The following is a 25,635-nucleotide window of genomic DNA, read 5'->3' as shown; positions in this document are numbered from 1 at the left end:
CATTCGCCCGTTCTGTCGAGAGCCCGGAGGCTCTCGCCGGGCTCCTTATACCAAAGGCTGATAGACGTTTTAGGCAAACGTTTGCCAAAGTCCAGTCGCAAGATCGACGCCAGGGCCGATGATCGGGTGCTTGCGCCGAGGCGAACGGGCTGCCGGCAAGCAGCCACGGACTGATACGCGACTTGAGTAGAGTCCAGCCCGATCCAGGGGCCAGCGAACTCCTCCGCCGGAGGACGAAGCCGACTCACAGGGAAGGGCTTCAACGCGATCTGATGCCCCCGTGGCGCCACAGATCCGAGCAAATCTCGACGTTCGATAAGAAGATAAGAGGGAGGAAACGATGAAGGGTACGAAGATGCTCCTCGGCTGCGCCTTGCTGGCGGCAAGCCTTGGAATGAGCCATGCTCAAGCTCAGACGACGCTGCGTATGACCTGGTACTCGGACGGCAACGAGGGCGAGGTCATGTCCGATCTCCTGCGCCGGTTCGAGGAGCAGAACAAGGGCATCAAGGTCGTTCTCGATCAGGTGCCCTTCAAGGCCATCAACGAGAACCTGCCCGTCCAGCTCGCGGCGGGGCAGGGACCTGACCTCGCGCGCGTCGCGGATCTCGGCGGCGTGGCCCGTTACATGCTCGACCTGCGTCCTCATCTGAAGGACCCGGCCTATTTCGAGACCAATTTCGGCCCCTTCCTCGAGTGGATGCGCGTTCCAGGCGACACGAGCTCGATCCCGGGCTTCATGACCCAGCTCACCCTGACGGGCCCCTTCGTGAACAAGACCCTGTTCGAGCAGGCCAAGGTTCCCATGCCCGGTCCCAAGGCGACCTGGGAGGAATGGGCGAAGGCCGCGAAGGATGTCGCGGCCAAGGTGCAGGCGCCGTTCCCGATCGCGATCGACCGCTCCGGCCACCGGTTCTTCAGCCTCGCCATCACGCAGGGCGCGAAGGTGTTCAACGACAAGGGCGAGCCCGCCGTCATCGACGAAGGATTCAAGAAGGGCGCGCAGCTCGTGTTCGACTGGCACAAGAACGGCGTGATGTCGAAGGAGCTCTGGGGCTCCGTCGCCGGCACCGCCTACCGGGGCGCCAATGACGAGTTCAAGAACGCGCAGGTCGTGATGTACGAGTCCGGCTCCTGGCAGATCGGACAATTCGACAAGACGATCGGCGACGCCTTCGACTGGGTGGCGGTTCCGACGCCCTGCGGGCCCGCCAACTGCTCCGGCATGCCCGGCGGCGCCGCGCTCGTGGCCATCAAGACGACGCAGCATCCTCAGGAGGTCGCGCGCCTCGTGGAGTTCCTCGCGAGCGAGCCGATCGCGGCGGAGTTCTATGAGCGCTCCCTCTTCGTGCCGGGCCACCTGGGCATCGCCAAGAAGGGCCTCGAGTACAAGAGTGCCACGCCGCAGGGCAAGGCCGCGCTGAAGGTCTTCAACGAAGGCGTGGCGCAGCTCTCGCCGGTTGCCACCAAGCTTCAGGGCTATGTCCACAACCGCGTGATCTTCAACGCGGTGATCAGCCGGCTCGGCCAGGCCATCGCGGGCGAATCCTCGCTCGACGAGGCGTACCAGCGCATCGAGTCGGATGTGCAGCAGCAGATTGCTGAGCGTACCAGGAAGTAAAGCCTGCAACCTGCTCCGGGCGATCCCGCCCGGAGCATTCCCGCTCTGGCTGAAGACATCATGACCCTCACGTCGAAGACCTCTCCGGCGACATCGCCGGCCCCGGCAGCAAGCCTTGCCCCATCGCGCGGAGCGAACCCCGTCCTGAAGCTGGTCACCCGGATTCTCGACTGGCCGATGGCGGGACTGCAGCGCCTCATCGGCGAAAGGCGAATGCCCTATGTCTTCCTCCTGCCGAATCTCGTGTTCTTCGGCCTCTTCGTGTTCGTGCCGATCGCCATCAACTTCGTCTATTCGGTCACCGGTGGTCCGGCCTTGTTCCCGTCCGAGCGCCCCTATGTCGGCGCCGACCAGTATTCGTATCTGTTCGATTGCGGCTCCTACGTGGATCCGAACACCTGCCGCGAGGATCATTTCTGGCGTGGCGTCTACAACACGCTCTTCTTCTCGTTCTTCCAAGTCGTCGCGATGGTGGGGCTGTCGCTTCTGACGGCCGTCGTGCTCAACATGAAGATCCGCGGACGGGGCTTCTTCCGCGCGGTCTATTTCTTCCCTGTGCTCCTGTCTCCCGTCGTGGTGGCGCTGATCTGGAAGTGGATCCTGCAGCGCGACGGCCTTTTGAACGCCGCCATCATGGGCCTGGGCGGGGAGAGAACCCTCTTTCTGACGGAGCCCGGCTGGGCGATGTTCTGGGCCATCTTCGTATCGGTCTGGGCCCATATGGGGTTCTACACCCTCATTCTGCTGGCAGGCCTCCAGGCCATTCCGTCGGACATCTACGAGGCGGCCGAAATGGACGCGACGCCCCGGTGGCGCGTGTTCTGGCGCCTCACCCTGCCGCTGCTCTGGCCGAACCTCATCGTCGTGATCGTGCTGTCGCTGATCCGCGCCGTTCAGACCTTCGACGAGGTGTTCGTGCTCACCGGAGGTGGACCGGGAACATCCACCCTCATGGTCGTGCAGTACATCTACGAGACGGCATTCTCGAACCAGGTTCAGAATTTCGGCCTCGCAGCGGCCGCATCCGTCGTGCTCGGCATCGTGCTCTTCGCCCTGACGTTGGCGCAGCTCGCCTTCACGCAACGCAAGTCCTCGTGAGGCCGTCATGAACATCGCTCATCTCGTCACCGCCCGTCGCAACCCCAAGGGCTGGCATTGGACCGATATCGCGGCCTACACGTATCTGGTGCTCGGCGTGGTCCTCATGTTCGGACCGGTGCTGTGGCTGGTCCTGTCGTCGTTCAAGACGCAGGCGAGCCTACTGGAATTTCCCCCCTCTCTTCTGCCCCTGTCGCAAAAGGAAGTCGTCGTAACAGGCTATCCGCAGCCGCTGCCTCTGTTCACGGTCACGATGGAGGACGGGACCAAGCGCGAGCTCGCGCAGGTCCGGCGGATCGGAATCCAGGCGCAGATGGTCGATCCGGCCAATCCGAGCCAGCAGTTCAGGGTCGCCATCGACAAGCGCACCCCCGTGCGTCAGTTCTCCCTGGCGACGGAGAATTACTCCGAACCGCTGCAACGCTTCGCGTTCCCGCGGTTCCTCGCCAATTCGGTCTTCGTGACGGTGGTCGCCACCCTGATCACGCTTCTGATCAACTCCATGGCGGCCTATGCCCTTTCGATCTACGAGTTCAAGGGCAAGAACGCCGCCATGCTGATGGTGATCGGCACGCTCATGATCCCCATCACCATCATCCTGGTGCCGGTCTATCTCGTGGTGACCAAGCTCGGGCTCGTCAATTCGCTGTGGGCCGTGATCCTGCCGGGAGCGGCGACACCGACGGGCGTTTTCCTCCTGCGTCAGTACATGCTGACCCTGCCGCGCGATCTCATCGAAGCGGCCCGCATGGACAAGGCGTCGGAATGGCAGATTTACTGGCGGATCGTGATGCCCCTGACCCTGCCGGCGCTCGCGGTCCTGACGATCTTCTCGATCATGTGGCGCTGGAACGAGTTCCTGTGGCCGCTTGCCGTCCTGACGAAGACGGAATCCTACACGCTGCAGATTGGCCTCAATGCCTTCCAGGGCGAATTGCAGACGCAGTGGCAGTATCTCCTGGCGATGACCGTGATGACGCTCACCCCGGTCGCCCTCGTCTTCGTGTTCCTGCAACGCTTCATCACCACCGGTATCGCCAATACCGGGATGAAATAACCGGACTGGATGAATCATGGCAGAGCTGAAGCTCACCGACATCAAGAAATCCTACGGCGCCACCACGATCATCCATGGCATCGACCTTGCGATCGAGGACGGCGAGTTCGTGGTGTTCGTCGGTCCCTCCGGCTGCGGGAAGTCGACGCTTCTGCGCATCATCGCCGGGCTGGAGACGGTCAGCGGCGGCGATATCCGGATCGACGGCCAGAGCGTGACGAACGTCCCGGCTTCCGACCGTGGACTGGCGATGGTCTTCCAATCCTACGCGCTCTATCCGCATATGAGCGTTTACAAGAACATGGCCTTCGCTCTCGAGAACATGGGCCTCGGGCGGGCCGAAATCGATCAACGTGTCCGCCGCGCGGCACAGATGCTCCGGTTGACCGATTATCTCGACCGCAAGCCGAAGGCGCTGTCGGGCGGCCAGCGCCAGCGCGTCGCTATCGGCCGCGCCATCGTGCGCGATCCCAAGATCTTCCTGTTCGACGAGCCGCTGTCAAATCTGGACGCGGAGCTGCGTGTCGCGACGCGCAAGGAGCTTGCCGCCCTGCATGGGGAGATCGGCGGCACCATGATCTACGTCACGCATGATCAGGTCGAGGCCATGACCCTGGCCGACCGCATCGTCGTGCTGCATGCGGGCCGCATCGAGCAGATCGGCACGCCGCTCGAAGTCTACAATCATCCGGCCAACCTCTTCGTGGCCGGTTTCATCGGGTCGCCCCGCATGAACCTGCTTCCGGCCCGCGTGACCGGGCCGGCGCAGGTGACGATCGGAGACGGCTCGCAGACGGTGGCCGTGCCCTCGACCGGACAGGCTTCCTCGGGCGATGCCATCACCCTGGGGGCTCGCCCCGAACATATCGATGTCGTGGACGAGAGCCAGGCGGATCTCGTTATCGCGATCGACCTGGTGGAGCAGCTTGGGGGCGAGACGTACCTGTACGGGTCGGCTCCCGGCTTGCCGCAGATTACCGTGCGCAAGGATGGTCAGGCCGGATACGACCGCGGCCAGAGGATCGGACTGCGCCTCAAGCGCGATGCGCTTCATCTGTTCGACGCGGGCGGAAACGCGATCCGGGTTCGCTGATATTTCTGAGGAGACATTTTCGATGAAGGCGTTGACGGAAGGCCGCTACAGTGGCCGCGATGGAATCTGGGCCGTGTTCGAATTGGGCTGGAACACGCAGCTGCGCGTCGGGATCCTCGAGCACGATATTGGTCGTGTCGTTCTGAAGCGTGACGGCGGCTACCGCCTCGACCGAGGCTGGAGCATCGCGCCCAATGGGGTCGAGCCTTCCTATGAGGGCAGATGGAGGGATTCGGTGGAAGGGTTTGCCTGCCCGGACGCGTCCGTCACGGAACAGAATGGCACCGTCGTGCTCGCCTCCGAAGGTCTGACGGCAATCGTCACCTTGTCTCCCTTCGGAATTGCCTGGCACCGGAGCGGTGAAAATCGTCCCTTCCTGCAGGACCGGCGAACGCAGGCCTATTTCGCGTCGCGCAAGACCGGCGCACTTCAACACGTCATGGCGCGCGATGATCACGAGCGCCATTACGGCGTGGGCGACAAGGCGGGACCTCTCGATCACACGGGCCGCCGCTTCAAGATCGACGCCGTCGATCCCTGCGGTTTCGATGCGGAGCTCAGCGATCCGCTCTACAAGATGATCCCGTTCCTCATGGTCGACGGGCCAACGGGTGCGCACGGAATCTTCTACGACAATCTCGCCGTCGGCGAGATGGATCTCGGCTGCACGATCGACAATTACCACGGGCCGTTCCGGTCCTACAGCGCGCAGGACGGCGACCTCGACTTCTATGTGCTGGCGGGCCCCAGCGTTCCGGATGTGGTGCGGCGGTTCTCCTGGCTCACGGGCGGCCAGGCCTTCGCGCCGAAATGGTCTCTCGGTTTCGCCACCACGTCGATGACCATCGCGGACGCGCCCGACGCCGATGCGCGGATCACCGACTTTATCGAGAAGTGCCGCCATCACCAGATCCCTTGCGACAGCTTCCATTTCGGCTCCGGCTATACATCCATCGGCCATCGCCGCTATGCCTTCAACTGGAACCGCGACAAGTTTCCCGATCCGGCAGGCACCATGCGCCGGCTGAAGGAAGCCGGCATGCAGCCGGTCACCAATCTCAAGCCCTGCCTCCTGGACGATCATCCTCGGCTCGACGAGGCGGTGGAGCAGGGTATCCTTGTCAAGGATGGTGCGACCGGCCAGCCGGCCGTGGCTCAGTTCTGGGACGGTCTGGGGTTCCACGTCGACTTCACCAATCCCGATGGCCGCACCTGGTGGCGGAACGGCATTCAATCCGCCCTGCTGGATTACGGTGTCTTGACGATCTGGAACGACAACAACGAATACGAGATCTGGGATGAGGATGCGGTGTGCGACGGAGACGGTCGCCCGTTCCCGCAGGTCCTGGCGCGGGCCGCGCAGCCGCTTCTCATGACGAAGCTTTCCTACGAGGCGCAGGCGGCCCATACGCCCGGAAAGCGGCCCTACGCGATCACGCGCGGGGGAGCGGCCGGCCTGTGGCGCTACGCGCAGACCTGGTCCGGCGACAATGAGACCGCGTGGAAGACTCTCCGGTTCAATCTGACCCAGGGGCTCAACATGAGCCTCTCCGGCATGTTCAACATCGGGCATGATGTGGGCGGGTTTCATGGGCCCAGCCCGAATGCGGAGCTGTTCTGCCGCTTCGTGGAGTTCTGCGCGCTCTGGCCGCGCATGGTCATGAATTCCTGGAAGGACGACGGCGTCGTCAATCTTCCCTGGATGCATGAGAGCGTCATTCCCCAGGTTCGGGATGTGATCAAGCTGCGCTACCGGCTGATGCCTTATCTCTACACGCAGATGTGGCGCGCCTCGCGCGAGAACGAGCCGGTCGTGCGGCCGCTGTTCTACGCCTTCCCCGAAGACCGTTCGGCCCTGGATGTGCAAGACAGCTTCATGCTGGGACCGGACATTCTGGTGGCGCCCATTCTTGAAGAAGCGGCCACGGACCGGCAGGTCTATCTGCCGGAGCATGCGGGCGGCTGGTTCGATTTCCATGACGGCCGCCATTTCGACGGCGGGCGGACTGTCACGGTCGCGGCCCCTCTCGGCCGCCTGCCGGTTTTCGTCCGCTGCGGTGCCATCGTTCCGCTGACCCGTCAGACGGATGCGATCGATCCGAGCAGCGACACGCAGCGCGAGCTGATCGTCTTCGGGGCTCCGCGGGATGAAGCCCACGCGGATCTCTACGAGGACAACGGCGACACGTCCGAGTGGCAGGGTGAAGGCCGGCTGCAGCTTCGCTTCGGGCTCCGGAAAAACGGTAAGGACCTGGTCCTGTCGCTCGACACGACCGGCTCCTACCGGCCCGCGTTCGACGCGATTTCGGTTCGCACTGTCGCCATTGACGGGCCGATCCGGATCGAGATTCCGGCGGGGGCCATCAAGGTCGCGCAGGGCGCACCTGCGTTCCAGGATTGAGAGCAGTGTCCAGGGGCGTGATCCCTGGGACATGCTCGGCGACGGTTCGGTGCCGTTGATCCGGCCGGACCTCCGGCGGCATCGAGGGAGAAGGAAGTTTTGACATGACACGCCGATCTCTCGGAGAGTTGCGGAGCCAGCGCTGGTTCGCCTCGGACGACATGCGCGGCTTCGCGCATCGCCAGCGCACGCAACAGATGGGCCTGCGGCGGGAGGAATTCCTCGGCAAGCCCGTCGTGGCCATCATCAACACCTGGAGCGATCTGAGCCCGTGCCATTCGCATCTGCGCGACCGTGCCGAGGCCGTGAAGCGCGGCGTCTGGCAGGCGGGCGGCTACCCGGTGGAGCTGCCGGCGCTCTCGGTTGGCGAGGTGATGGTGAAGCCTACCACCATGCTCTACCGCAACTTCCTCGCCATGGAGGTGGAGGAACTCCTGCGCTCGCATCCCGTCGACGGGGCCGTGCTGCTGGGCGGGTGCGACAAGTCCACGCCCGGGCTTCTCATGGGGGCGATCAGCATGGATATCCCGGCCCTCTATTGCCCAGCGGGGCCGATGTCGAACGGGCAGTGGCGCGGCCAGAAGACCGGCGCGGGCACCCACACCAAGAAGTACTGGGACGAGCTTCGGGCCGGCAACATCACGCAAGCAGACTGGGTCGATCTGGAAAGCCGGATGACCCGCTCCATCGGCACCTGCAACACCATGGGAACGGCATCCACCATGACGTCCATCGTGGACGCCATGGGCCTGACGCTTCCGGGCGCGTCCTCGATCCCCGCCGCCGACAGCAGTCATCCGCGCATGGCCTCCCTCTGCGGTGAGCGCATCGTCGAGATGATCTGGGAAGATTGGAAGCCGTCGCGGTTCCTTGACGCGAGGAGCTTCCGGAACGGTCTCGTGACCTACATGGGGCTGGGCGGCTCTACCAACGCCGCCGTGCACCTGATCGCCATGGCGCGCCGCGCCGGAATCGAGCTGACCCTCGACGACATGTCCGACATGGCCGGGAGGGTGCCTGTCTGCGCGAACCTCTTCCCGTCCGGCGAATACCTGATGGAGGACTTCTACTTCGCCGGCGGATTGCTCGCCCTGCTCAGGAAGCTGGAGAGCCATCTCGACCGGGGAGCCATGACGGTGAATGGCAGGACGCTCGGTGAGAACATCGCCGGGGCCGAGTGCTGGAACGACGACGTCATCCGCGGGGAGGACAACCCGGTCGTCCCGCTCTCGCGCGGCAAGACGCTGGCGCTCCTGCGCGGCAACCTCGCCCCGAACGGCGCGGTCATGAAGTCCTCGGCGGCGAACCCAAAATTCCTCAAGCATGTCGGCCCGGCGCTCGTTTTCGACAGTCCCGCCGAGATGAACCGGATGATCGACGATCCCGATCTCGACATCACGGAAGACACGGTTCTCGTGCTGCGCAATGCGGGCCCCGTCGGGGCGCCCGGCATGCCGGAATGGGGCAATCTGCCGATTCCGAAGAAGCTTCTTCGCCAAGGCGTGCGCGACATGGTGCGCATCTGCGACGGGCGCATGAGCGGCACCCATTACGGCACCTGCATCCTGCACGTTGCCCCGGAAGCGGCCGTGGGCGGTCCCCTGGGGCTGCTCAGGACGGGCGACCTCATCGAGCTCGACGTCGCGGCCGGGCGCCTCGACATGAAGGTGGACGATGCCGAGCTGGAGCGCCGCCGCGCCGCGTGGAAGCCGACCGCACACGTCTATGGCCGTTCCTTCGCGGCGCTCTACCAGCGCCATGTCTCGCAGGCCGACCAGGGCTGCGACTTCGATTTTCTCAGCGCGCCCGGCCTGGTGGTCGAGCCGTCCATCTTCTAGGGGCCCGTCATGATCGATATCGAGAACCGCTTCAAGGGCTGGCTGAAGGGTGCGGGGCCGCGTCCGCCGCTGGGCACCTGGCTCATGGCCGCCGCTCCCGCGAGCGCCGAGGCGATGGGCTATAGCGGCTTCGACTTTCTCGTCGTGGACATGGAGCATGTGCCGATCGAGGTGTCGGACCTCGCCCATATCCTGCGCGCCATCGGCTGCACGCCCGCCGACGCGGTCGTGCGTCTCGCCTGGAACGATCAGGTGCTCGTGAAGCGCGTGCTCGATGCCGGGGCGCAGACGATCATGCTTCCGTTCGTTCAGACCGCCGAGGAGGCCCGTCAGGCGGTCTCGTTCGCGAAATATCCGCCCGAGGGTGTGCGCGGCGTCGCCGCCGTACATCGCGGATCGCTGTTCGGTCGCGCGGCGGATTATCTCAAACGTGCCAATGATCAGGTGGCGGTGATCGTCCAGCTGGAGACACCCGAGGCCATCGAGCGGCTGCCGGAGATTGCCGCCGTTCCTGGCATCGACGCCTTGTTCGTCGGGCCCGGCGATCTCGCGGCTGCCTTGGGGCATATCGGCAATATCACCCATCCCGATGTTCAGGCGCTGATCGAGAAGGCGGCAAAGATGGCCCGTGATGCGGGCAAGCCGGTCGGCATCGTGGGCCCCAACCCGGACATGGTGCGGCGCTTCATCGATTTCGGCTACAGCTACGTGGCGGTGGCGTCCGACATCGCCATGATGACGAGTCGCGCCTCCGAGTGGCTGAGCGCCTTGCGCGATCAGCCCGCCCCATCGGGGGCTCCGACGGCTGCCTATTGAGGTTCGACGAGATGCCGCTGACCGTCGCGCTCGATATCCGCGCCGAATTGGGTGAATGCCCAATCTGGGATTCCCACGAGCAGGCGCTGTTCTTCGTTGACATCAAGGGCCGGGCGCTTCATCGCTTCCGACCGACGACGGGTGAGCATCGTGTCGTGACGATGCCCGAGGAGATCGGCTGTATCGGCCTCCGGAGGGGTGGAGGCTTCATCGCAGGTTTCCGTTCCGGCTTGTGGCTGCTGGATTCCCAAGGAAACCGCGAGACGAAGCTGGCCGACAATCCCGAAGATCAGCGAACCAGCCGCTTCAACGATGGCCGCGTCGATCCGGCGGGGCGGTTCCTCGCCGGCACCATCGACGAGCCGAAGGACGGCGGCAGGGCGCATCTCTACCGCTACGACCGGCGCGGTCTCGCGGCGCTCGCAGGTGACCTGCTCACGTCGAACGGCGTCGCCTTTTCGCCCGACGGGCGCATGCTCTACCATTCCGACACGCCGACCTTCACCGTATGGCGATACGCCTACGATCCCGCCACCGGCGAGGCCACGGACAAGGCCTTGTTCGCGCGCCTTCAACCAACCGAAACCGACCGTGGCCGTCCCGACGGTGCCGCGGTCGATGCGGAGGGCTGCTACTGGACGGCCTTGTTCGAGGGCGGGCGGATCCAACGCTACGCGCCGGATGGCCAGTTGCTGGCCGAGTATCCCGTTCCGGCCCGATGCCCCACCATGGTGTGCTTCGGCGGCGAGGATCGGAAAACCCTTTACGTAACCTCTGCCCGCACTGGTCGTCCGGAGGACGAGCTCGAAGCCTTCCCCCATTCTGGAAGTCTGTTTTTCATGCCGGTCGATGTGCCGGGATTGCCTGAAACCCGTTTCGACCCATCCGTTTAAGGCCGCGCTACGATGGCATTCGACTATACAACCGTTCAGTATCGCTCTCTTCAAGACCGCTCCGTGATCATCACGGGAGGAGCGTCCGGAATCGGCGAAGAGATGGTGAAGGCGTTCGTGGCGCAAGGCGCGCGCGTATCGTTCATCGATATCGCCGAGGAGCCGGGGAAGGCGCTGGCGAGCGCGACGGGGGCCGCCTTCCATGCCTGCGATGTCACCGACATTCCGGCGCTTCGCGCGGTGCTGACCAGGATCGAAGGCGAGCAGGGCGGCGTGGACGTGCTCGTCAACAATGCCGGCAAGGACGACCGGCACGACCTTGCCGATGTGGAGCCGGATTACTGGCGTCGGGCGCTCGCGCTCAATCTCGATCACCAGTTCTTCGCCACGCAGGCGGTGGCAAAGGGCATGGCGGCGCGGGGCAGGGGCTCCGTCGTCATGCTCGGCTCCATCTCGTGGATGCGCGGACGTCCCGGCATGGTCGGCTATACGACGGCCAAGGCTGCGATCAACGGCATGACCCGCACGCTCGCCCGCGAGCTTGGGCCGTCCAACATCCGGGTGAATTGCATCGTGCCGGGTGCCATTCTCACGGAGCGCCAAAAGCAGCTCTGGCTCACGCCTGAAATGAACCAGCAATTTCTCGACCTTCAGGCGTTGAAGTTTCGGCTCGATGCCAGCCACGTGGCCAAGATGGCCCTTTTCCTCGGCTCCGATGAGAGCAGCGGCTGCACGGGCGCGAACTTCATCGTCGATGCCGGCCTGACCCAGAACTGAGAGAGTCCCATGCCAATCTTGACGACCGACGGCGGCTTCGATCTCGTCCTCGATGGAAGGTTGATCCTGAGGCATCGTGTCGATGCGCCGTGTCTCTTCGTCGGGCAGGGTGACGCCCGGATGGACATGTATCGCGGTAATTTCGACATCGAGGATTATGTCATCGAGCGTACGCCGCTCGCCCATGCTGTCGTGTCCGGGTCCGACATTGCCTTTTCCGCCGCTCCGGGACAGCCGGCCAGGATGATCCTCCAGATGTCGGGCGACGACAGCAACGGCGCCATCGCCTTCCGGTCCGAGGATGCCACCATCAACCGGATCTGGATCCGCATCCACGCGCAAGAGGGCGAGCATGTGTGGGGCGGCGGCGAGCAGATGTCGTATCTCGACATGCGCGGGCGCCGCTTCCCGCTCTGGACGTCGGAGCCTGGAGTCGGCCGCGACAAGACCACGGAAATCACGTTCAAGGCCGACGTCACCGGCAAGTCGGGCGGCGATTACTGGAACACGAACTACCCGCAGCCGACCTATCTCTCGTCCCGGCGCTATGCGTTGCACGTGGAGACGACCGCCTATTCGGCCTTCGATTTCCGCCGCGGAGATTTTCACGAAATCGAGATCTGGGCCGTTCCGGAGCGGATCGAACTCACGGCGCGTCCCACCTTCATCGATCTCGTCGAAGCCATGTCGGAGCGCTTCGGCCGTCAGCCGCCGCTGCCCGAATGGATTTATAACGGGGCGATCATCGGCCTGAAGGATGGAGCCAATTCCTTCGAGCGGCTCGATGTCATCGTCAAGGCGGGCACGAAGGTATCGGGGCTCTGGTGCGAGGATTGGGTCGGCTTGCGCCATACCTCATTCGGCGCGCGCCTGTTCTGGGACTGGAAAGCCAACGACGAGCGCTATCCCGGCTTGCGCGAGCGTATTGCTGAGCTGGAACAGCGCGGCATCCGCTTCCTCGGCTACGTCAACCCCTATATCGCCGTGGATGGCTCACTGTTTCCGGAAGCGGAGGCTGCGGGCTACTTCGCCAAGAACGAGAGCGGACAAACGGCGCTCGTGGATTTCGGCGAGTTCGATTGCGGCGTCGTCGACTTTACCAATCCGGACGCAGCCGCTTGGTTCGCCGAGCGGGTGATCGGACAGAACATGCTCGATTTCGGTCTGTCCGGATGGATGGCCGATTTCGGAGAGTATCTGCCGATCGATGTGACGCTCGCCAACGGAATCGATGCCAAGCTGATGCACAATGCATGGCCGACGCTCTGGGCCGAAGTGAATGCGCGCGCCGTGGCGAACCGCGGCAAGACCGGTGAGGCTCTGTTCTTCATGCGGGCCGGATTCACGGGGGTCCAGAAGCATTGCCCTCTATTGTGGGGCGGGGATCAGTCGGTCGATTTCAGCCGTCACGACGGGCTCGTGACCGTGATGTCGGGTGCTCTGTCGTCGGGACTTCTCGGCAACGCCTATCATCACTCGGATATCGGCGGGTATACGAGCCTCTTCGGCAATGTGCGCACGGCGGAGCTCATCATGAGGTGGGCCGAGATGGGAGCGTTCACGCCCGTCATGCGCACCCATGAAGGTAACCGTCCGCGCGACAACCTGCAGATCGACCAGGATCCGCAGGTGCTCGCGCATTTCGCCAGGATGACACGGATCTACGTCCATCTCGTGCCCTATCTGAAAACGCTCGTGGCGGAGGCCTCGACGCGGGGCTGGCCGGTGCAGCGCCCCTTATTCCTCCATTTCGAGGAGGATCTGCACACCTACGCGATCCAGGATTCCTATCTCTACGGTTCCGACCTTCTCGTCGCACCCGTCTCGCAAGCGGGCAAATCGGAGTGGAGCACCTATCTTCCGGAGGGCGCGGCGTGGGTCCATGTCTGGTCGGGCAGGGCATTCGCGGGAGGGCAGGAGGTCAGAGTCGACGCGCCCGTCGGCGAACCGCCGGTGTTCTATAGAGCTTCCTCGGAATTCGCAGCTCTGTTCAAGGGACTGAGAAGTCTCTGAATGAGAATTCTGGCCGCCTCCTGATCCGTCAACGAGGAAGCGCGGCCGTGAGCATTTTCGGTGAAGGGGATCCTGTTCACAGCAACGATGCCGTTGATCGAAGAAGAGGGCTTATTCCACGCAAGGAGAGACAGATCTAGGCTTGGATGATCTGCATCCTGACGGCGTAGCGAACCAGGTCGGGCAGGGACTTGAGTTCCAGCTTCCGCATCGCGGCGGTGCGATGCGTCTCCACCGTCTTGACGCTCAGGTCCAGGAGACGCGCAATCTGCTTGTTGCTGTTGCCTTCTGCAAGGAGCTGCACGACTTCGCGTTCGCGGGAGGTTAGGCGCTCGGTCGATGGGCCTTCCAGCCTAGCCTGTCCTCCCTTGAGGAAACCCTCCAGGACGACTTCCGAGACACGTCCCGCGAAGTAGGGCTTTTTCTGCGACAGGCTTTCGACTGCTGGGATCAGCTGACGCACGGCATCGGACTTGAGCAGGTAGCCCCTGGCGCCAGCCCCGAGCACCTCGCGGATCAGTTCCTCGCTCTCGTGCATCGTGAAGATCAGGACCTCGGTCTCCGGCAGGCTCTGTCGGATCCGGCGCGTCGCTTCGAGGCCGTTGAGTTCGGGCATCGACAGATCGATGACCGCGACCTGAGGCCTGTGCTGGAGGGCAAGTTCGGTGGCTTCCCTGCCGTTTGCGGCTTCCGCGCAGACATGCCAGCCCACCTGCTGTTCCAGGAGATCCTTGAGGCCGCGCCGCACGATATCGTGATCGTCGGCGAGGAGAATGCGAAGCATGATGAATCCTAACCGGCTGATGGAGCCGCATCTCGGGACGATTGATCTTCCTCCAGGGGCGCGAGCGGTACCCTGGCGCTGACATGTGTACCCGATGGGCCAGAGCGAATGTCGAGCTGCCCGCCGAGTTGTTCAAGGCGCAGTCGCATGCCTGAAATGCCGACGCCGATGTGCCGGACCTCGTCGCCGGCCTTTTGGGGATTTCTGAGCCCTGTGCCGCTGTCCACAATGTCGAGCTGAACCATATCCTCGGTCCGGTAGAGAGCAAGCCGGGCCCGCTTGCTGCCCGAGTGGCGGTGAACGTTCGACAGCGCCTCCTGAGCGACTCGGTAGAGGGCGGTTGCCGTCGGACGTGGCAATGGCTCACCGCTGTTCTCGATACCGATGTCGACCTGAATGCCGCTTCTCTCCGAGAAGCCTCTGGCGAGCCAGCTCAATGCCGCGGAAAGCCCGATATCGTCGAGGAGAGGAGGGTGGAGCAGATAGGACAATGTGCGGACTTCCTGGAGGCTCTGCTCGGCCAGTTCCAGGGTCTCCGCGAGGACGCCACGGGTGGGATCGCCCGCTTCGCGCAGCCCCTTGTGCAGACGTGTGGCGTTCAGAGTGATGGCCAGGAGATTTTGGGCCGTGGTGTCATGGAGCTCCCGTGCAATGGCGCGCCTCTCTTCGTCCTGCAGGTGCATGAGGCGGCCGCTGAGCCGGGCCAGCTCCTCCTGCGTGCGTTTGACCTCAGTAATGTCTTCGTGCGCGATGACGATTCGGCAGGTCTGTGTCTGGTCCGGACGGGTGACTCTGAGTTGGAACCAGCGCGGCCCCTGCGGGCTGCGGCAGGGATACTCCATCCGAAACTCGGATCGATGCCCAGCCATGATGTCCTTCAGCGCCTTCGCGGTTCGCGCCGCATCCCTCGATACGGCGGCGGCCGCTTCGCACACCGCCAGGTAATTCATCCCGACACCATGGTTCTCGTCGGTGTAGCCGGAGGCGTGGGCAAAAGCCCGCCAAGCCTGGTTGACGGCGACGATCGTGCCTGCCTCGTCGAGTACCGCGATGTGAGCCGACAGGGCATCCAGGGTGGAGCGCAGCAACGCCTCTGGCTCCACGTCGGGCGCGATCAAGGTCGGCAGGCCATGGGGCTCCTGCGCTCCTGCGGTCGCCCGAACCCGCCTGGGGGCTCCTGGATGGTCCAAGGGTGAGCGTTCGTCGGGAGTGATATGGTCCATTCTTGCCTCGACCTCGGCTCCGGGCTGACGGAGAGGAGTATATCGCGGATGTCCGCGGACTTCCCCTGCTAAGAGGAGTGGAGGGCAGCGCTACGGTAATTATCCGGATTCACTCGGGAAACTCCCGATGCAAACGAACTCGTGCCCCGGACATATCCATCGAAGCTGGCCCGGTGAACCGAAGGGGCGCAGCGATCGGAGGATAGAACAATGAGCGCGAAGTACAGTGCTTACGCCATAGCTGCCATGCTCGCCGCAGCCAGTCCGGCTGCAGCGGCGGACATCGTCGAAACCGCTGTCAGCAACGGCAGCTTCAAGACCCTTACGGCAGCCCTTCAGGCCGCAGGGTTGGTCGAAACGCTCAAAGGCAATGGCCCCTATACGGTGTTCGCCCCCACCGACGAAGCCTTCAAGAAGCTTCCGGCCGGAACGGTCGAGAACCTCCTGAAGCCCGAGAATAAGGCCCAGCTCCAGAAGGTTCTAACCTATCACGTCGTGCCCGGGAACGTCATGTCCGGCGATCTCAAGGGCAAGACGACCAACGCCAAGACCGTCGAGGGCAGTTCGGTGCGGATCGATGCCAGCGGCAACGCCGTGAAGGTGGACGATGCCGTCGTCACCAAGGCCGACGTCAACGCATCGAACGGCGTCATTCATGTCATCGACACTGTGATCATGCCGAAGTCGTAGCACCGGCAAAGCATGGGGGTGGCGGTCGTCGCCATCCCCAGGCAGACCGTCGCCGCCATTCATGGTGTCGGCAGGTTCCTGGACCTCTTCCAGGCCGTTCTCGGCCTTCATGATGGCACAGGTCATAGGCACGGCGACGGGACATCTTCGGCTCATGCGTGATCGGGGCTAGTCCGGCTCAGGTTGGCAGACACGGCGCTCGCCTGTGCTATGATAGGGGCAAATCAGCCTTGGGAGAGCTGGACATGCCCAAGATGAAGGCTGCCATTTTCATCGAGCCTGGACGCATCGTTCTCGACGAGAAGCCGATCCCCGATGTTGGGCCGCTCGATGCGCTCGTGCGCATCACCACCACGACGATCTGCGGCACGGACATCCATATCCTCAAGGGGGAGTATCCGGTCGCCCGTGGGCTCACCATCGGTCACGAGCCGGTCGGAATCATCGAGAAGCTCGGCTCGGCCGTGCAGGGCTATCGCGAGGGCCAGCGGGTCATCGCCGGCGCCATCACGCCGAGCGGGCACAGCGAGGCCTGCCTGTGCGGTTGCCACTCGCAGGACGGAGCCGGCACGAAACATGGCTGGAAACCCATAGGCGGCTGGAAGTTCGGCAACACCATCGACGGGTGCCAGGCCGAATACGTGCGGGTGCCCGACGCCATGGCGAATCTCGCCCCGGTCCCCGACGGGCTGACGGACGAGCAGGTGCTCATGTGCCCGGACATCATGTCGACCGGCTTCTCGGGAGCGGAGAGCGGGCGCATCCGCATCGGCGACACGGTGGCCGTGTTCGCCCAGGGCCCCATCGGTCTCTGCGCCACGGCCGGGGCCAAGCTGATGGGCGCCACCACCATCATCGCAGTCGAGAGCGTCCCAGAGCGGATCGAGATGTCGCGCCGCATGGGGGCGGATCACGTGGTGGATTTCACGAAAGCGGACCCGGTCGAGGAGATCAGGCGCCTCACCGACGGGCGCGGCGTTGACGTCTCCATCGAGGCGCTCGGGCGCCAGCAGACCTTCGAGGCGGCGCTCCGGGTGCTCCGTCCCGGCGGCACCCTGTCGTCGCTCGGGGTCTATTCGGGCGATCTCAGGATTCCGCTCGACGGTTTCCTGGCCGGGTTGGGCGATCATACGATCCGGACGACACTCTGCCCGGGCGGCAAGGAACGGATGCGGCGGCTGATCGGCGCGATTGCCTCGGGGCGTGTCGACACGCGTCCTCTCGTGACGCATCGCTTCAAGCTCGACCAGATCGAGGAGGCCTATGACCTGTTCGCCCATCAGCGCGACGGCGTGCTGAAGGTGGCGATCACGCCATAGGTCGCGGCCACGGTTCTGCCCGTTCAGGACAGATTGCTCCAGATCAAGGCGCGGCTCCCGTTCCGACCGCATGATGCCCCCAATGGCTCCGCACGAGGTCGTGTCCGGGCCGATGGAGGACGAGCCGATGACCAAGGACATCATGGTGCATCTCGACGGAAGCGCCGAGGACGAGATCCGGCTGGAATACGGGCAGGCGCTTGCGACGGCGGGTCAGACCCATCTGATCGGGATCTTCACCAACCTGCTGCCGGACCTCACTATTCCCATGCCGATGGATGGAGGCGCGGCCGCCATGCAGGTTCTCGCGGAGCTGGACGAGCGCGCCCGCCGGGATGGCGACGCGACCGCAACGCGCCTGACGGAGCGTCTCGCCGGCCTCCAGGTGCCGCACGAGCTGCGCCGGCTCGACGAGACCTATGGTGTCCTGTCCGAAAAGGTCGCGGAGCTGGCGCGGTGTGCCGACCTCTTCATCGCTACGCGCCCGCACCGGGAGCCCGATATCACCGACTGGTCGGATCTCGCCGAGGCGGTGCTCTTCGGCAGCGGACGCGCGCTCCTGCTCGTGCCGCCCGGTCGCCATCGGCAGGGGCCGATCCGGACCGTGCTGGTGGCTTGGAACGGCAGCCGCGAGGCCGCCCGCGCCCTGCGCGAAGGGCTGAGCTTCATCGAGCAGGCGGCTCGTACCATCGTGCTCGTCGTCGACCCGCCTGAGGACAGCGAGCCGTGGAACGAGGTGGAACTCCATCTCGCGCGCCATGGCGTGGTCGCGGACGTGGTTTCGACAGAGAGCGGGGACCGCGGCATCGGCGAGGTCATCCTGGACGAAGCAAAGCGCCTGTCCGCCGATCTCGTCATCATGGGCGGGTACGGTCATGCCCGGCTGAGAGAGCAGGTTTTCGGAGGCGCGACTCGGGATGTGCTGCATACGGCGGCAAGTCCTTTGCTGATTGCGCATTGATGTCGCCCCAGGGAGCGTTCCCGGGCCTTGGAATGCGAACGTCGTCGTGACGCGCATCGCCATCATTCAGGGCCATCCGACGCCCGGCGGCGGGCATTTCTGCCACGCGCTCGCGGAGGCCTATGCTGAAGGAGCGCGTACCGGCGGCCATCACGTCCGCATCATTCCTGTGGCCGATCTCGATTTTCCGCTGCTGAACGAGAAGGCCGACTGGGACGCTGCCCCGCCGCCCGCCGCCATCGCGGAGGCGCAGGGAACGATGGCATGGGCCGAGCACCTCGTCATCGTCTATCCCCTCTGGCTGGGAGGCATGCCGGCCCTTCTCAAGGCGTTCCTCGAACAGGCCCTGCGGCCTGCCTTCATGAGCGGCGGACAAGCAGGCGGCGACTGGAAGACTGCGCTCAAAGGGCGTTCGTCGCGGATCGTCGTCACCATGGGCATGCCGGCCTTCGTCTACCGATGGTATTTCGGGGCGCACAGCCTCAAGAGCCTCAAGCGCAGCATCCTGTCGCTGGTCGGAATCGGCCCGAACCGGCACACACTGGTCGGCACGATCGAAGGCATGAGCGACGGCAAACGGAAATCCTGGATCGCCACCTTGCGCGATCTCGGCAAGAGAGCCCGATGACCAGAATGTACGATGCGTTCTTCTTGCAGGGCGCGACGATGGCTCACAGACTGGCGGACGTCGCGCAGATCCGTGGGGAACGTCGATCCCTGCGCCCTGAATGGACCTGACGATGCCCGGTCTTGAGAAAACCGATCCGCCGGCTCTTTCCTGGCTCGGGCTCTCCCGGACATCGGGCCTTCCATCCTTGCAGGAGCTTCACAGGCTTGTCCGCCCTATCCTGGTCATGGTGCCCGCCTTGGGCCTCGCGCTGGGTTTAGGGATGCGGATCGCCGGGAGCGGGCAGGCCGCCGGGATGGTCTGGGCGCTCGCCACCCTTCCGGTCCTCGCGGCATTGCTGATCGAGATCGTCGCCAGCCTGCGGCGCGGCGATGTCGGCCTGGACATCGTCGCAGCCCTCTCCATGTCCGGGGCGCTCGCGTTCGGGGAGCACCTCGCGGCCGTGGTCGTGGCCCTGATGTATGCCGGCGGGCAATACCTGGAGAGCTTCGCCGAGCGCCGCGCCAACCGCGAAATGACGGCGCTTTTGGCACGTGTGCCGCGTGTCGCCCTCCGGCATCGCAACGGCAGGCTCGAAGAAGTCGCGCTCGAAGCCGTCGCGCCAGGCGACTGCCTGCTCGTCCGACAGGGCGACGTGGTTGCCGTCGACGGACTCGTCGAGAACGGGGTCGCCGTTCTCGACCAATCGGCGCTGACGGGCGAGTCGCTTCCCGTTCAGAGGAGGGCGGGCGAGCCGGTCATGAGCGGCGTGACCAATGCCGGCGATGCCTTCGACCTGACGGCCACGCGCCGTGCGGCCGAGAGCACCTATGCCGGTGTCGTGCGCCTGATCGAGGCCGCCCAGCGCTCGAAGGCTCCCATAGCCCGCCTGGCGGATCGGTACGCCATGGCGTTTCTGGCCCTGACGGTCGGCCTCGCCGGTGGTGCCTGGCTGTGGAGCGGCGATCCGATCAGGGCGCTGGCCGTGCTTGTCATCGCAACCCCGTGCCCTCTCATTCTCGCAGTTCCCGTGGCGATCGTCTCTGGAGTCTCCCGGGCCGCGAAGGCCGGGGTGCTGGTGAAGGGCGGGAGGGCTCTGGAGGGGCTCACCCGCGTGACGGGCCTGGTCATCGACAAGACCGGGACGCTCACGCATGGGCAGGCGCGGCTCGTCGAGATCCTCCCCGTTGCCGATCTGTCGGCCGACAGACTTCTTCAGCTCACCGCATCCCTCGATCAGGCCTCCAAACACGTGATCGCTCATGCGCTCGTTGCCGAGGCGCGGGACCGGCGGCTCGATCTTCTGCCGCCGACGGAGGTCGTGGAGATACCGGGCGAGGGCCTGGAAGGAATCGTGGACGGCCGCCGGGTTGCCGTCGGCGGGGTTCGATACGTCTCGCAACGTGTTCCCAGAATCGTGCAGACGGTGTCCGAGAACCACAGGCCCGCCGGGGCCGTCATCGTCGCCGTGTCGGTCGACGGCCAGGAGGCCGGGCTCCTGATCCTGGCCGATCCCTTGCGGATGGAGGCCGCCCTGGTGGTGGACAGCCTTCGCAGGCTAGGCGTGACCCGGATTGTCCTGGCGACCGGAGATCGCCGCGAGGTGGCCCAGGCCGTTACGGTCGGCCTGCATCTCGACGGGGTCCACGCCGAGCTCACGCCGGACCGGAAGATCGCCATCGTGCAGGAGGAGAAGCGACACGGGCCCGTCATGATGATCGGCGACGGCGTCAACGACGCCCCGGCCCTTGCGGCAGCCGATGTCGGCGTCGCCATGGGTGCGAGGGGCGCGGCCGCCTCCGCCGAAGCGGCCGACGTGGTTCTCCTCGTGGATCAACTCGACAAGCTTCCTGCCGCCATTCTCGTGGCGAGACGGTCCAGGCGCATCGCGCTCCAAAGCGTCTATGCCGGGATCGGCCTCTCGGTCGTCGGCATGATCGCCGCAGGATTGGGCTACATCACCCCGGTTCAGGGGGCCCTGATCCAGGAGGCCATCGATGTCGCGGTGATCCTCAACGCCCTGCGGGCCCTGTGGGGACCGGAGCCGTCCTGATCGCGATCAGCGGCGCTTCTGCAGTGGTTCGATCCGCAATTCCAGAAAGGCCGCCAGCCGCTCGACGAAGATGGACCAAGATGCGATGGTTCCGGCTGGACGCATCCTCATCTCCAGGAGGTTTTCTTGTCGCTCCGCCTTCACTTCTACGGTGCCGCCCGGACGGTGACCGGATCCTGCTTCCTGCTCGAAACGGACACGGCTCGCGTCCTGGTCGATTGCGGAATGTTTCAAGGGTCCAAATCCGAGCGGGAGCTCAACTACCAGCCCTTTCCGTTTCGGGTCGGCGGCATCAGCGCCCTCTGCCTCACTCACGCACATATCGATCATAGCGGTCTTGTGCCGAAGCTCGTGAAGGCCGGGTTCGACGGGCCGATCTACGCGACGGCCGGAACGGCTGACCTCGCGTCCATCATGCTTCCGGATTCCGGTTACATCCAGGAGATGGAGGTCAACCAGCTCAACCGCCGTAACAGCCGCCGCGGGCGCGAGACGGTGTCTCCCATCTACACGGAAGAGGACGCGGTCGCATGCCTCGAGCAGTTCCGGCCTGTGGCTTACGGCCAGTGGCTGGATGTCGTTCCCGGATTCCGGGCGCGCTACTGGAACGCGGGCCATCTTCTCGGCTCGGCCTCCATCGAAATGGAGGTGGCACAGGGTGGGGTCGAGAAGCCGCTTCGCCTCCTGTTCTCCGGAGATGTCGGACCCGATCACAAGCTCCTTCAACCTGATCCGGACGGGCCGCGCGATCTCGATTACGTCGTACTCGAATCCACCTATGGCGATACGGACCGGGCCGGCACCACGATCGAGCGCCGCCGGCGGATGCTGCGCGACGAAGTTCGCGCGGCCATGCGCCCGAGCGGGGTTCTGCTCATCCCATCCTTTGCGGTCGAGCGAACGCAGGAACTCCTCGTCGATCTCATGGAACTCGTGGAAGCGGGTGAACTGCCGGCCATTCCGATCTTCATCGATTCTCCGCTGGCCTCGAAGGCGAGTGCCGTCTTCAAGCGTCATGCGGGAGAACTCAGGAACGGCTCGGACCTCATCGAGGCGCTCGACTCCCACTCTGTCCGCTTCACGGAAACCGTCGAGCAGAGCAAGGCCATCGACCGCATTCACAGCTTCCACATCATCATTGCCGCCAGCGGCATGTGCGAGGCGGGCCGCATCCGGCACCATCTGAAGGCTTGGCTCTGGCGGGACGAAGCCACCGTTCTCTTCGTCGGTTTTCAGGCCCAGGGAACGCTCGGGCGGATCCTTCAGGAAGGCGCCTCGACGGTCCGGATCCAAGGGGAGGAGATCAAGGTCCGGGCGCGCATGCGGACTCTGGATCTGTATTCAGGCCATGCGGATGGTCCCGAGCTGAAGGCTTGGCTCACGGATCGCCTGCCGGTTCGACGCGGCGTCTTCCTCGTCCATGGAGAAGATCCGGCCTTGAAGGCGCTGCAATCGTCCCTCGCCGATCTCCCCCATGTGCCCGGCGCCGTCATTCCGCAGATCGACGACGTCTACGATCTGGCGGGGGAGCAGGCGGTTCGGATCGAGCGCCATGAGGAGCGCCTGTCAGGCGCGAGCGCGGGACATCGCGACTGGCACAACGATTATGCGCAGCTGCTTCTCGAGATCAACGAGGCCGTCGAGGCGGCAGCCGACAGGAAAGCCAAAGCCGTCGTCATCCGGCGCATCCGGAATGCCTTGAAGGATAGATCCGAAGAACAGGCTCGCTGATCATTCCGCGATGATTGCTGCGGCGTCTCACCGGACGACGAGGACGGGGATCTTCGAATGCGTGAGCACCTTCATGGTCTCACTGCCCAAGAGCAAGGCTGAGACGCCGCCGCGTCCGTGCGAGGCCATGACGATGACGTCGCAACGCTTGTCTTCCGCCGTGCGGATGATCGCATGGTAGGGCGTGTCGTCCTCCACGTGAACCGTCGTGGCATCGACGCCTAGATTGCGCGCGATGTCGGAGGACTCGGAGAGGGTGCGCTCGGCCTGCTTGCGCATATGCTCGCGAAAGGAGGATGGCGTTTCCTCCACCTGATCGGCTTCGAGCGCGAAGACGTGGAACCGTTCGGTCACCGTCAGGAGCACGACGTGAGCATGCAACGCTTTGGCGAGGTTGGTTCCGTGTTCGACGGCCCGTCCCGCCAGGGACGATCCATCGGTGGCGATCAGGATATTCTTGTACATGCGTGCCTCCTCGGAAAAAGAAACATGTCAGGCCGCCGATCCTCTCTCGTCAGTAGGAGAGGAACAGCGGCACCGGAGCATTCTTGAGCAGTGACTGGGTCGTGCCACCGAGCACCATTTCGCGCAGTCGTGAATGAACATACGCTCCCATCACGATCATGTCGGCCCGGGTCAGGTGAGCGTGGTTGCGCAAGGTCTCGGCCACGTCACCCTTCACGGCCGGAAGGGCCAGGACATTCACGGTGACGCCGTGGCGGGCGAGATGCGGGGCGATCTCCGCACCCGGCACCGTATGCGCCAAGTCCTTCTCGCCCGTGACGCTGATCAGCTCGACTTGCGAGGCAGCGCGCAGGAACGGCATGGCATCGTTGAGGGCGCGCGCCGCCTTGGCGCTGCCGTCCCATGCGACGATGATCCGGTCTCCTCCAAAGGCTTCCCGGCCCTCGGGCACGACGATGAGCGGCCGTCCACTCTCCATCAGGACGGCTTCGATCAATCCTCGGTCGACGGCAAGAGATATCGGCTCCAGGTCGAGAACGGTCAGGTCGTGCGCACGGGCAAGGGAGGTGAAGCTCCTCAAGAGGTCCGGATAGGCAAGCTGCGGCGCCTGCGCGGTGCAAGCGATGCCCGTGGCCGCCGCGGCGCGCTGCGAGGATTCTGCGGCCGCGCGCGCCAGAGCGTTCAGCCGGCGGTTCTCGGTGGCAACAAGCCCTTCTGCAAAGGAACTGACGAAGGCATGGGTCAGCGTGACCTTCAGCGACGCCGCCTGGACGGTCACATGGGCGTTCGCGTGCCGGGCGAGGGAGAGCCCATAGGGCAGGGCGGAAGAGCGCTCCTCGGCATCACCTTCTTCCGTAATCCCGATCAGGATGCTGCGGATGTTCTGGATCATGAAATTCTCACTTTGCACGTTGGGGTCTGCGGCCGGCTGCAATGACATCGGCGTCGTCCTCTTCAGGGGATCAGGACCGCGGCTCCCTGAAGCCGTCCTGATCGCAGATCGTTCAAGGCCTCGTTGGCGGCTTCCAGCGGGTAGCAAGTCGTCTGCGTTCTGATGCGGGCCTTGGGAACGATGGACAGAAAATCCAAGGCATCCTGTCGGGTCAGGTTGGCGACGGACAGGATCTGGCGCTCCCCCCAGAGAAGCCGATAGGGAAATTGCGGAATGTCGCTCATGTGGATGCCGCCGCATACGACCCGTCCGCCCTTCCTCACGACACGCAGCGCGACGGGTACCAGATCGCCCACGGGCGCGAAGATGATCGCCGCGTCGACGCACTCGGGAGGATCCTGATCGGAACCGCCGGCCCAGACGGCTCCAAGGGATCTGGCGAAATCCTGAGCTGCAAAATCGCCGGGTCGCGTGAAGGCGAAGACGCGGCGTCCTTGCCAGTTGCAGACCTGAGCGATGATATGAGCCGCCGCGCCGAACCCGAAGATGCCGATTTTCTCAGCCGGTCCCGCGGCCACCAGAGAACGCCAGCCGATCAGGCCGGCGCAGAGAAGGGGCGCGAGCGCGACGGGATCACCATCCTCCGGAAGACTGAACGCATAGGCTTCATCGGCGATCGCATGAGACGCGAAGCCGCCGTCCCGCGTGTATCCCGTAAACACCGGCTCGTCGCACAGGTTCTCCTGTCCCGACATGCAATAGGGGCAATGGCCGCAGGTGTGACCGAGCCAAGGAATGCCGACGCGCTCGCCCAATGCGCGGTTGCGAATTCCACGACCGAGCGCATCCACCCGCCCGACGATCTCGTGGCCTGGAATGACGGGAAGTTTGGGATGCGGCAGGTCGCCATCGACGACATGGAGGTCGGTCCGGCATACCGCGCAGGCTTCCACGGCAACGCGGATCTCGCCTTCTCCAGGTTCGGGGAGGGGGCGTTCCTCCAGGACGAGAGGCGTACGCACCGCGCGGAGGACCATGGCCTTCATGGCATCGCCTCAATGAATAAACGGCATTATCCGGACCTGCGGCCGATCATCCCGGGCGGATCAATCAGCCCGACGCTACACGGGGAGACAAGCTTGGGAAAATCATGGTCACTCTGCGCGAGGAGGCATTGACCAAGATCAAAGTACCCCGCCTGAGGCTTTCGGCCGGTGGCGGCTCTGGGTCTCCGACGCAGGCTGCGAAATAGCGATTGCCGATCCCTTCCTTGCGACGAGGGAGTGAATTCCTTGGTTCACAA

The 25,635-nt window shown here is 64.5% G+C and carries 21 protein-coding genes; 16 read left to right on the top strand and 5 right to left on the bottom strand.

The window, feature by feature from the left end:
* The first annotated feature begins 340 nt into the window (after nucleotides 1-340).
* The 10 genes from OC446_RS04650 (at nucleotide 341) to OC446_RS04605 (ending at nucleotide 13,607) form a co-directional block, all read left to right on the top strand.
* A complete protein-coding gene (locus OC446_RS04650; RefSeq protein ID WP_262027877.1) occupies nucleotides 341-1,621 on the top strand; it encodes an ABC transporter substrate-binding protein in 1,281 nt (426 codons plus the stop codon).
* A 60-nt stretch (nucleotides 1,622-1,681) separates the two neighbouring features.
* The gene (locus OC446_RS04645; RefSeq protein ID WP_410055002.1) at nucleotides 1,682-2,719 is read left to right on the top strand and encodes a carbohydrate ABC transporter permease; all 1,038 of its coding nucleotides are present in this window, start codon (nucleotides 1,682-1,684) and stop codon (nucleotides 2,717-2,719) included.
* A 7-nt stretch (nucleotides 2,720-2,726) separates the two neighbouring features.
* Nucleotides 2,727-3,776 carry a carbohydrate ABC transporter permease gene (locus OC446_RS04640; RefSeq protein WP_262027876.1) on the top strand — a complete coding sequence of 350 codons (1,050 nt, stop codon included), beginning with the start codon at nucleotides 2,727-2,729 and terminating at the stop codon, nucleotides 3,774-3,776.
* Between the two features lie 13 nt (nucleotides 3,777-3,789).
* Complete coding sequence (locus tag OC446_RS04635) at nucleotides 3,790-4,869, top strand: ABC transporter ATP-binding protein (RefSeq protein WP_410055010.1); 1,080 nt, start codon at nucleotides 3,790-3,792, stop codon at nucleotides 4,867-4,869.
* Between the two features lie 22 nt (nucleotides 4,870-4,891).
* Entirely contained in the window at nucleotides 4,892-7,270 is a 2,379-nt protein-coding gene (locus tag OC446_RS04630; RefSeq protein ID WP_262027874.1) for a TIM-barrel domain-containing protein, read from the top strand.
* 104 nt (nucleotides 7,271-7,374) lie between these two features.
* Complete coding sequence (gene araD, locus OC446_RS04625) at nucleotides 7,375-9,108, top strand: L-arabinonate dehydratase (RefSeq protein WP_262027873.1); 1,734 nt, start codon at nucleotides 7,375-7,377, stop codon at nucleotides 9,106-9,108.
* A 9-nt stretch (nucleotides 9,109-9,117) separates the two neighbouring features.
* A complete protein-coding gene (locus OC446_RS04620; RefSeq protein WP_262027872.1) occupies nucleotides 9,118-9,924 on the top strand; it encodes an HpcH/HpaI aldolase family protein in 807 nt (268 codons plus the stop codon).
* Between the two features lie 11 nt (nucleotides 9,925-9,935).
* Nucleotides 9,936-10,817: an SMP-30/gluconolactonase/LRE family protein gene (locus OC446_RS04615; protein WP_262027871.1), complete on the top strand. Its 882-nt coding sequence runs from the start codon at nucleotides 9,936-9,938 to the stop codon at nucleotides 10,815-10,817.
* A 12-nt stretch (nucleotides 10,818-10,829) separates the two neighbouring features.
* Nucleotides 10,830-11,594: an SDR family NAD(P)-dependent oxidoreductase gene (locus tag OC446_RS04610; protein WP_262027870.1), complete on the top strand. Its 765-nt coding sequence runs from the start codon at nucleotides 10,830-10,832 to the stop codon at nucleotides 11,592-11,594.
* A gap of 9 nt (nucleotides 11,595-11,603) precedes the next feature.
* Nucleotides 11,604-13,607 carry an alpha-glucosidase gene (locus OC446_RS04605; protein WP_262027869.1) on the top strand — a complete coding sequence of 668 codons (2,004 nt, stop codon included), beginning with the start codon at nucleotides 11,604-11,606 and terminating at the stop codon, nucleotides 13,605-13,607.
* Nucleotides 13,608-13,743: 136 nt separating this feature from the next.
* Here OC446_RS04605 and OC446_RS04600 read toward each other — a convergent pair whose 3' ends face one another.
* Nucleotides 13,744-14,391 (bottom strand): response regulator, encoded by a 648-nt coding sequence (locus OC446_RS04600; protein WP_262027868.1) that lies wholly within the window; start codon nucleotides 14,389-14,391, stop codon nucleotides 13,744-13,746.
* Nucleotides 14,392-14,399: 8 nt separating this feature from the next.
* Nucleotides 14,400-15,614 carry a PAS domain-containing sensor histidine kinase gene (locus OC446_RS04595; protein ID WP_262027867.1) on the bottom strand — a complete coding sequence of 405 codons (1,215 nt, stop codon included), beginning with the start codon at nucleotides 15,612-15,614 and terminating at the stop codon, nucleotides 14,400-14,402.
* A 210-nt stretch (nucleotides 15,615-15,824) separates the two neighbouring features.
* Here OC446_RS04595 and OC446_RS04590 point away from each other — a divergent pair, with 210 nt between their 5' ends.
* The 6 genes from OC446_RS04590 (at nucleotide 15,825) to OC446_RS04565 (ending at nucleotide 22,975) form a co-directional block, all read left to right on the top strand.
* Nucleotides 15,825-16,304, top strand: coding sequence for a fasciclin domain-containing protein (locus tag OC446_RS04590; protein WP_262027866.1), 480 nt, complete (start codon nucleotides 15,825-15,827; stop codon nucleotides 16,302-16,304).
* Between the two features lie 245 nt (nucleotides 16,305-16,549).
* The gene (locus OC446_RS04585; RefSeq protein WP_262027865.1) at nucleotides 16,550-17,623 is read left to right on the top strand and encodes an NAD(P)-dependent alcohol dehydrogenase; all 1,074 of its coding nucleotides are present in this window, start codon (nucleotides 16,550-16,552) and stop codon (nucleotides 17,621-17,623) included.
* Between the two features lie 82 nt (nucleotides 17,624-17,705).
* Nucleotides 17,706-18,584 (top strand): universal stress protein, encoded by an 879-nt coding sequence (locus OC446_RS04580; protein ID WP_262027864.1) that lies wholly within the window; start codon nucleotides 17,706-17,708, stop codon nucleotides 18,582-18,584.
* Nucleotides 18,585-18,630: 46 nt separating this feature from the next.
* Complete coding sequence (locus OC446_RS04575; RefSeq protein ID WP_262027863.1) at nucleotides 18,631-19,212, top strand: NAD(P)H-dependent oxidoreductase; 582 nt, start codon at nucleotides 18,631-18,633, stop codon at nucleotides 19,210-19,212.
* Between the two features lie 112 nt (nucleotides 19,213-19,324).
* The gene (locus OC446_RS04570; RefSeq protein WP_262027862.1) at nucleotides 19,325-21,244 is read left to right on the top strand and encodes a heavy metal translocating P-type ATPase; all 1,920 of its coding nucleotides are present in this window, start codon (nucleotides 19,325-19,327) and stop codon (nucleotides 21,242-21,244) included.
* A 126-nt stretch (nucleotides 21,245-21,370) separates the two neighbouring features.
* Nucleotides 21,371-22,975, top strand: coding sequence for an MBL fold metallo-hydrolase RNA specificity domain-containing protein (locus OC446_RS04565; RefSeq protein WP_262027861.1), 1,605 nt, complete (start codon nucleotides 21,371-21,373; stop codon nucleotides 22,973-22,975).
* A 27-nt stretch (nucleotides 22,976-23,002) separates the two neighbouring features.
* Here OC446_RS04565 and OC446_RS04560 read toward each other — a convergent pair whose 3' ends face one another.
* The 3 genes from OC446_RS04560 to OC446_RS04550 form a co-directional block, all read right to left on the bottom strand.
* A complete protein-coding gene (locus OC446_RS04560) occupies nucleotides 23,003-23,440 on the bottom strand; it encodes a universal stress protein (protein ID WP_262027860.1) in 438 nt (145 codons plus the stop codon).
* Nucleotides 23,441-23,489: 49 nt separating this feature from the next.
* On the bottom strand, nucleotides 23,490-24,332 hold the full coding sequence (locus OC446_RS04555) for a universal stress protein (RefSeq protein ID WP_262027859.1): 843 nt from the start codon (nucleotides 24,330-24,332) through the stop codon (nucleotides 23,490-23,492).
* A gap of 62 nt (nucleotides 24,333-24,394) precedes the next feature.
* Entirely contained in the window at nucleotides 24,395-25,378 is a 984-nt protein-coding gene (locus OC446_RS04550; RefSeq protein ID WP_262027858.1) for a zinc-dependent alcohol dehydrogenase family protein, read from the bottom strand.
* Between the last annotated feature and the right edge of the window lie 257 nt (nucleotides 25,379-25,635).

Source organism: Microvirga sp. Mcv34 (genome assembly GCF_024519725.1).
Taxonomy (GTDB): domain Bacteria; phylum Pseudomonadota; class Alphaproteobacteria; order Rhizobiales; family Beijerinckiaceae; genus Microvirga.
The sequence above is the reverse complement of the archived record's forward strand: the minus strand, read 5'-3'. Positions and strand labels throughout refer to the sequence as shown.